Origin of the sequence: Streptomyces sp. NPDC051740, assembly GCF_044453165.1 — a bacterium.
GTDB classification, from domain to species: domain Bacteria; phylum Actinomycetota; class Actinomycetes; order Streptomycetales; family Streptomycetaceae; genus Streptomyces; species Streptomyces atrovirens.
Genome location: NZ_JBITCL010000042.1, coordinates 21,333 through 28,058, shown reverse-complemented (window position 1 = coordinate 28,058; position 6,726 = coordinate 21,333). Strand labels below are relative to the sequence as shown.

At 69.3% G+C, this 6,726-nt stretch carries 4 protein-coding genes and 4 pseudogenes; 4 read left to right on the top strand and 4 right to left on the bottom strand.

Annotated elements, in window-relative coordinates:
* The first annotated feature begins 205 nt into the window (after positions 1 to 205).
* The gene (locus tag ACIA6T_RS35090; protein ID WP_399450558.1) at positions 206 to 742 is read left to right on the top strand and encodes a hypothetical protein; all 537 of its coding nucleotides are present in this window, start codon (positions 206 to 208) and stop codon (positions 740 to 742) included.
* Here the strand turns inward: ACIA6T_RS35090 and ACIA6T_RS35085 are convergent.
* Positions 699 to 1,395, bottom strand: a pseudogene (locus ACIA6T_RS35085) (transposase). The gene ACIA6T_RS35090 and the pseudogene ACIA6T_RS35085 sit on opposite strands and share 44 nt — an antisense overlap.
* A gap of 80 nt (positions 1,396 to 1,475) precedes the next feature.
* Here ACIA6T_RS35085 and ACIA6T_RS35080 point away from each other — a divergent pair.
* Positions 1,476 to 2,666, top strand: a pseudogene (locus tag ACIA6T_RS35080) (replication-relaxation family protein); the annotation flags it as partial.
* A 717-nt stretch (positions 2,667 to 3,383) separates the two neighbouring features.
* Here ACIA6T_RS35080 and ACIA6T_RS35075 read toward each other — a convergent pair.
* The 3 genes and pseudogenes from ACIA6T_RS35075 to ACIA6T_RS35065 form a co-directional block, all read right to left on the bottom strand.
* On the bottom strand, positions 3,384 to 4,274 hold the full coding sequence (locus tag ACIA6T_RS35075) for an NmrA/HSCARG family protein (RefSeq protein WP_399450557.1): 891 nt from the start codon (positions 4,272 to 4,274) through the stop codon (positions 3,384 to 3,386).
* A gap of 83 nt (positions 4,275 to 4,357) precedes the next feature.
* The gene (locus ACIA6T_RS35070) at positions 4,358 to 4,798 is read right to left on the bottom strand and encodes a MarR family winged helix-turn-helix transcriptional regulator (RefSeq protein ID WP_399450556.1); all 441 of its coding nucleotides are present in this window, start codon (positions 4,796 to 4,798) and stop codon (positions 4,358 to 4,360) included.
* A gap of 289 nt (positions 4,799 to 5,087) precedes the next feature.
* A pseudogene (locus ACIA6T_RS35065) lies at positions 5,088 to 5,273 on the bottom strand (IS3 family transposase); the annotation flags it as partial.
* A gap of 110 nt (positions 5,274 to 5,383) precedes the next feature.
* On the opposite strand from ACIA6T_RS35065, the gene ACIA6T_RS35060 reads away from it, so the two are divergent.
* Positions 5,384 to 5,806 (top strand): VOC family protein, encoded by a 423-nt coding sequence (locus tag ACIA6T_RS35060; protein ID WP_399450555.1) that lies wholly within the window; start codon positions 5,384 to 5,386, stop codon positions 5,804 to 5,806.
* Between the two features lie 156 nt (positions 5,807 to 5,962).
* Positions 5,963 to 6,689 (top strand): annotated as a pseudogene (locus ACIA6T_RS35055) (SDR family NAD(P)-dependent oxidoreductase).
* The last annotated feature ends 37 nt before the right edge of the window (positions 6,690 to 6,726 follow it).

Genomic DNA, 6,726 nt, shown 5'->3' with positions numbered 1-6,726 from the left:
CTCCACGGTGAGATAGGCCACGTCCCGCCGGTCGAATACGAGAACAACCACTACCTCGCAACCACGAAACCCCAGGTCACACCCAACATCTGAGAAGCTGTTGTCTTTCCGGAGGTGATCGACGCGTTTCCGCTGGTCGGGGATAGGAGCGGTGGTTCCGTGGGAGTGGTGGCCTGTCGGGTCGTCGTTTCCCGGGAGGTCGCGGATGCCGTCGGTTGTTGGACTGCTGGAACAGCACGAGCTCGCCGCCCGTCGTCGAGTCGACGGGCTGCGCGAGGAAGCCGACCGCATCCAGGCCGAGCTGGCTGCGGCCGAGCTGGAATGGCTGGAGTGGGCGATCGCGCGCAGGCGGGTCGATACGGTGCTGGCTCCGGGCGACGGCGCCACCGCCGAGGCGGAGGCCACCCCAGATCCGCGAGATGCGGAGGTACAGTCGGCGCTCCGGGATGCGGCGAAGGCGAAGTCGCAGGTTCCGGTGTGGCGCGAAGGGCTGGGCCGGACAGCACTGTCGGCGGACTACCAGCGCATCCTGGCCGCGCTCGCGGACCGAGCCCGGCTCCGTCAAGGGCCCTTGACCTGCCAGGAGATGGCCGCCATGTTCGGTATGGACGTGGTGCCGGCCCGGGTGGAGGCGCTGCGGGCGAAGGCGAAACGCCTGGTGGCCCGCGGCTGGCTGGCCGAGCCGACACCGGGCCGGTTCACGCTCGCGCGGAGCGTGAGCGGGCCAGGCGGCGGGTCATGACCATGGTCATCGACCAGTAGATCATCGCCTCAGCGCTGGTAGTGCGGCGTGCGGAGTCGCGCGCCAGGCGGCGGCTTCGTATCAGGTGGGTGAAGAGCCGCTCGACGATCCACCGCTTGGGCAGCACCACGAAGCCACGCATGTCGTCGCTGCGCTTGACGATCGCCAGGACCAGGGCGAGCGTGGCCAGGCAGTGCTCGACGAGGCTGCCGGTGTAACCGCCATCGGCCCAGACGAGTTCCAGCCGGTGGTGAGCGTCGGCCACCCGCTCGAGCAGCACCTTCGCGGCGGCGCGGTCACCGATGTCCGCTGCGGTGACCATCACGCCCAGCAGCAGGCCGAGGGCGTCGACGACGACGTGCCGCTTGCGCCCGTTGATCAGCTTCCCGCCGTCGAAGCCACGGCTGTCGGCACCGACCACGGCGTCCGCCTTGACCGACTGCGAGTCGATCAAGGCGGCCGTTGGCGTAGGACTGCCCGAACTTCGCGCACCAGCGGCGGATCGTCTCATGGGACACCATCACGCCGCGCTCAAGCATCAGCTCCTTGACCTCGCGGAAGCTGAGCGGGAAGCGGAAGTACAGCCACACGCAGTGCGCGATCACCTCGACCGGGTACCGGTGCCCCTTGTACGACGGCGGTGCGTTGTCCACGGACGCCCCCTCCCAGCACGACCAACCAGAAAATGATTCCGCCCGATCAGCCAACGTGACAGCGCCTCCAGAGGGCTACCGCTGAACACCTGTGGCGGATGCTGCGACCCGGCGACCGACATGACCGGTGCACGAGGGACACCCTCAACGCCCTCGAGGGCGAGGGGAAGGTCCGGGTGGAGACGCGGCTGGAGTCGGGACACCAGCTGTGGGTGCTGACCGAGCGAGGACACAAGGAAGCCAAGCAGCTGCTCCCGAAGAGCGTGCGGATGTCCGTGCTGCGCAAGCTCCAGTACGACGACGGAGAGCCGGTCACCGGCGACGGCTACGACGAACACGCCGCCGCCGTCACTTTGACCGCAGCCGTGCTCACCGGGGCCGGGTTCGGCACGCCGCTGTCCTGGCAGACCGAGATCGCCCACCGCCTGCCGTACGGGTACACCCAGTACGCCGGCCTGACGATGCGGGCCCCGGACGCGGGTGTGCCCGTGATGCTCCTGGAGGTCGACCGCGTGAACGAGCCCGTCGACGTCCTGGTGGACAAGGTGCGCCGCTACACCGAGTGGTTCGAGCTCCTGGCGCCGAAGGCCGACAAGGTCAGGGCGCAGGCGGCCGGCCACCACGGTGCGGTGGTGCACGACTTCCGACTGTGGTCGCGGATCTACCCGGCGACCGGCCACGCGGGCTACGTGCCTCTCGCGTTCGTGTTCACGGGTAAGACGAAGGCGCAGCGGGCCAGCAGGATGCGGCGGCTGGAGCAGGACGCCCGTTCCTACTTCGACGGCACCCCGTACGCGGGCGGGGGCATCACGGCCGTCGACTACCACCAGGCGGTACCCGTGATTGTCACCGAGCTGGAGCGGATCACGGCCGATCCGGGTGGGGCGGCGGGGAAGGTGTGGCGCAGGCTCGGGCGCGATGAGTGGCAGACGCTGACGGAGGCCCTGGACAACCCCGACGGTGACCGGCTGTACGCGGTGCAGGCGGAGCAGGCCCGCAAGCGCCAGAAGGAGCGCGAAGCCGCGGCCCGCGAGGCGCAGCGGCCCGTGTGCAGGCGCTGCGGAGCGAAGTTCACCGACGACCGCTGGGACGCGATCCGGCACTACCCGGCGCAGCAGCACCGCGAGCTGTGCGAACCGTGCCTGCACGAACACTGGGAACAGGTGCAGGCGGAGAAGACCGCGCGGCGCCAGGCGGAGGAAGCCGCGGCCCGGGAGGCGGCCGAAGCGGAGGCGAAGAAGAACCGCGGCCTGTTCGGCCGCCGCCGGTAGGCGCGGCGCCGGCGTGGGCAAGTCACCCTCGAATGGTGGCTTGCCCGCCCCGGCCGGGATGGACTGAGGTGGGCACGCCGGGCCGGGCCCGACGACCTCGGGCTGGAGAGGGGATGCGGTGCGCGGATTCGAGACGGGCCAGACGGTCGTACGGCGCGATGTCCACCGGTCGGGTCGGGTGTGGAGCGAGCAGGCGCTGCGCGTCGTCGACGACACCGGCGAGGCACTGGTGACCGCGTGCGCACCCGGCGCTCAGGCCCGGTGGCCGGCCCTGTACGCGCAGGGAGACCGCTCGGTGCGCACTGACGCGTTCGACGCGATGGCGACGGGGGAGTGGGAGCTCGACGAAGTAGTTCACCATCGCGGCCGTCGTGCCGGCCAGCAGCCCCCAGAACCCGGACTTCATGGACGCTGCCCGTCACCAGGCAGGCAGACCACGGCACCGCCGCCGTGGACGACTGGGACGACACACCGCCCTCCGCCTGGCTCGGCCGTGCAGCCGCCGACGGCTCAGGGCTCGACGAACTTGTCCGCCAGACCCCGTTCCAGGTAGTCGTCCGGTAGATCCTGGATGACGAGCGCGGTTTCGGTGCCGGTGTCGGCCTCGGGCACGCCCCGGGAGCTTCGGGACTACTTCAACCGTTGGCGGATGCGTTGCCGTGTCCAGAGCGCCGAGACCGTGGGCACGATCGCGGGGCGTTCATCGCTGCCGGAGGCTCAGGAACCAGCCACGTTTGTGGGCGCGGTCCAGCCGGTAGCTCGGATCCACTCGACCAGGTCCAGGGCGGCCGGCTCGATCGAGCGCACCACCGCGAGGTCCGAAGGGTATTCCGCCGCCATCGCGAACTGGCGGAACAACGCCTTGTCGAGGTCGTTGGGAAGCACGCTCAACGGGAGGACCTCGTACCGTGCCGGGAGCCCGGCGCGCGCGCCGAACGCCGCGGCGATCTGGGGGCCCGTCAGCTCGTCGCCGACGAGCTCGACGGCTCCGCCGGGCGCCTCCGCGGTGTCGAGCAGGAGCGCGGCGGCGACCCGGCCGATGTCCCTGACCGAGATCATCTTCAGGGCGACGTCCTCCGGCAGCGGCAGCCTCAGCACGATCTCCCCATGCTCCAGGCTCGGTGCCATCACGCTCGCGAAGTTCTCCATGAAGGCGGTCGCGCGAACCATCGCGGCCCTCAGGCCGGACTTCTTCAGGTGCTCCTCGATCCAGTGCTTCGAGTCGTGGTGCGGCACACCCGACTCCCGGTCCGCTCCGAAGACCGAGTTGAACACGACGTGCGGGACGCCCGCCTCGACCGCCGCGTCGACGAGTGCGGTACCGATGCGGATCTCCGCCTCGACCTCTTCGAGGCTGTTCGCCTCCGGGGTCATGAAGTAGAACCCCTCGACCGCCGTCAGCGCGGCGGCCAGCGACGCCGGGTCGTCGGCCCGGATGGCCGCCAGCTCGACGCCGCGGGCGGCCAGCGCCTGAGCCCGGTCGGACTGCGGGTTGCGGACCAAAGCCCGCACCCGCGCCTTGTGGTCCAGCAGCGCGTCGACCACCGCCCCGCCCTGTTGCCCCGTCGCGCCGAAGACCGCGATCGTGCCGGTCGTCTGTGTGCTCATCGCTGCCACCCTCCATTAGTTCACGGCGTGAACGAAATTAGTTCACGGCATGAACTTCGTCAAGGTGTGGGTGCAGCGGGACCTCACGGTGTGATGGGTTGGTTCGAGGCGGGCGAAGAGAGGTCCGAGGTGTCCACGATGGCGGTGGCCACGCGTTCGAAGTCGCGCTGGTCGTCGGCGTCGAGGTTCCTCGCGATCTCGGGCAGGCGCTTGGCGACCTCGGCGTAAACGGCCTCGGCGAGCACCTTCCCCGCGGGCGTCGCACTGAGCATGACGACCCGTCGGTCCTGCGCCGAGCTTGCCCGGCCGACCAACTCGCGCCGCGCGGTGCGATCGACCAGCTGGCTCAATGCGTTCTTGGTCATACCCAACGACGCGGCCAGGTCAGCCATCTGCCGCGGCTCGTTCCTGACTGCGCAGAGCAGCGTGGCCTGCGAGGGGGTCAGGTCGAACTCGGCGGAGATCTGCGCGTACTTGCGTTGAATCACAACCGAGAGCCAGAAGAGCTTGTCGCCATAGTCCACGCCGACCTCCCCGGTCCGATCACGAACGATCAGCTTACTCGTCGCGGGCCGGCAGACCACGCCACTCACCAGGAGATGCACACCTCTGCGAGACCGGCCTGGCACTCCTGCCCCAATCGCTTTGATCGACTTATCCTGTCCCTTCACCCTCGGTATCCGGCAAAGGTTATCGACACCCGGCCACCTCCGCCCGCTCCTGGACCGCCTGCCGGGCGGCCGGGTTCTGGTCACCACACGCCGCGCCACCGGCTGGCACGACGTCACCGCCATCCGCCTCGACGTGTTCAACCCGGGCGAAGCCCTCGACCTGGTCCTGCCGTACCCACTTCCGCAGGGTTTCGGTTGTGCCGATGCCCAGCTTCTGGGCGACCGCTTTCATAGCGGCCCACTCGGTGTCGTACTCCGGCCGCACCTCGGCGACCATGCGGACCGCACGACGGCGCAGCTCAAGCGGGTAAGGGGAAGGACGTGCCATGACTCGATCCTCTCAAATGATCGAGTCCCTACCGAACCCGGAACGGTTCGCCTCGTAGTTGGGGACGCGGTTCACACCGTGGGTCCCTCGGTGTCTGCCAGAATCGGCGGATGCTGAGCATTGGAACGATCGTGATGGGGGCCGCTGATGTACGGCGGGCCGCCGAGTTCTGGAGTCGGGCACTGAGCTACGTTCCTCGCGATGGTGAGGTGAAGGACGACTGGGCGGTACTCGTGCCGGCCGACGGCTCCGGTGCCGCACTGGCCCTCGACCTCAGTACGACGCCCGTGCAGGAACACCCGAGAATCCACCTCGATCTCTATGCCGGCGACACCGCCGATCAGGAGGCCGAAGTGGCGCGACTGATTTCCCTGGGCGCTGAGCGCGTCGACTGGGACTTTTATCCGGACGACGCCGACTTCGTCGTGCTCGCCGATCCCGAGGGCAACCGCTTCTGCGTCATCGACACCAGTCACACTTCGCCACTCGTGTGCGAAGTCGCTGAAGGCGTTCGCGCCGCTCACGTCTGCTGAGGAAGTGCCGCTCATCGTTGTCGCGAATCTCCTGTTCGGGCTGACGCACCGATCCGAGGCGCCGAGACCACACGCTTCCTACCGTTGTTCCGGCATGCATCGAAGATCCGACATCCGCAGTCCGGAATGTCGATACGAGGGTAACGAGGTGGCGAATTGAGCACGCTCGCGATCGTGGGCGCAGGCCCGCAACTGGGGCGCGCGATCGGCCGGCGGTTCGCCGCCGAGGGGGTCGACGTGGCGCTGATCGCCCGCAGCCGTACGACGCTGCAGGCGGTGGCCGACGACCTGTCCGACACGGGCGTGCGGGCCGAGGCGTTCCCCGCCGACGTGACCGACCGTCCCGCTCTGCACGCGGCGCTCACTGCCGCCGAGGAGCGGCTGGGACCGATCGACATACTCGAGTACTCGCCCGCGCCGTCCCTGGCCGATCTGCGCCGGGCGCCGCTGGTCGAGGCCACGAAGGTCACCGTCGACTCGGTTTTGACCCAGCTGGATCTCTACCTGCTCGGCGGTGTCGCGGCGGTGCAGCACGTCCTGCCCGGCATGCTGGAGCGCGGCACGGGGACGATCCTGGTCAGCAGCGGGGCGGGGCCGGGGCCGGTGATCGCCCCGCACGTGGCGAACGTCCAGATCGCCACCGGCGGGATGCGCAACTGGATCCTCAACCTCCATGCGGTGCTCTCCGGCACCGGCGTCTACGCCGCGCACGTGGCGATCGCCGCCTTCATCGGCCAAGGGGGGCCACGACTCCCAGCCGCAGACGATGGCCGACGCCTACTGGCGGCTGCACACCGAGCGCACCGAAGCCGAGCTCGTCATCCAGGACCTGCCGGACGACTACCTGGAACGGGGCCTGGCGGACAAGTTCGTCGAGTCCTGAGCCGCTGACGGCTTCGCGGGTCGTTGTCAGGCGCGTG

Coding starts and splice junctions, on each gene's coding strand:
- ACIA6T_RS35090 (WP_399450558.1), top strand. CDS start 206: ATGCCGTCGGTTGTTGGACTGCTGGAACAGCACGAGCTCGCCGCCCGT.
- ACIA6T_RS35075 (WP_399450557.1), bottom strand. CDS start 4,274: ATGAGCACACAGACGACCGGCACGATCGCGGTCTTCGGCGCGACGGGG.
- ACIA6T_RS35060 (WP_399450555.1), top strand. CDS start 5,384: ATGCTGAGCATTGGAACGATCGTGATGGGGGCCGCTGATGTACGGCGG.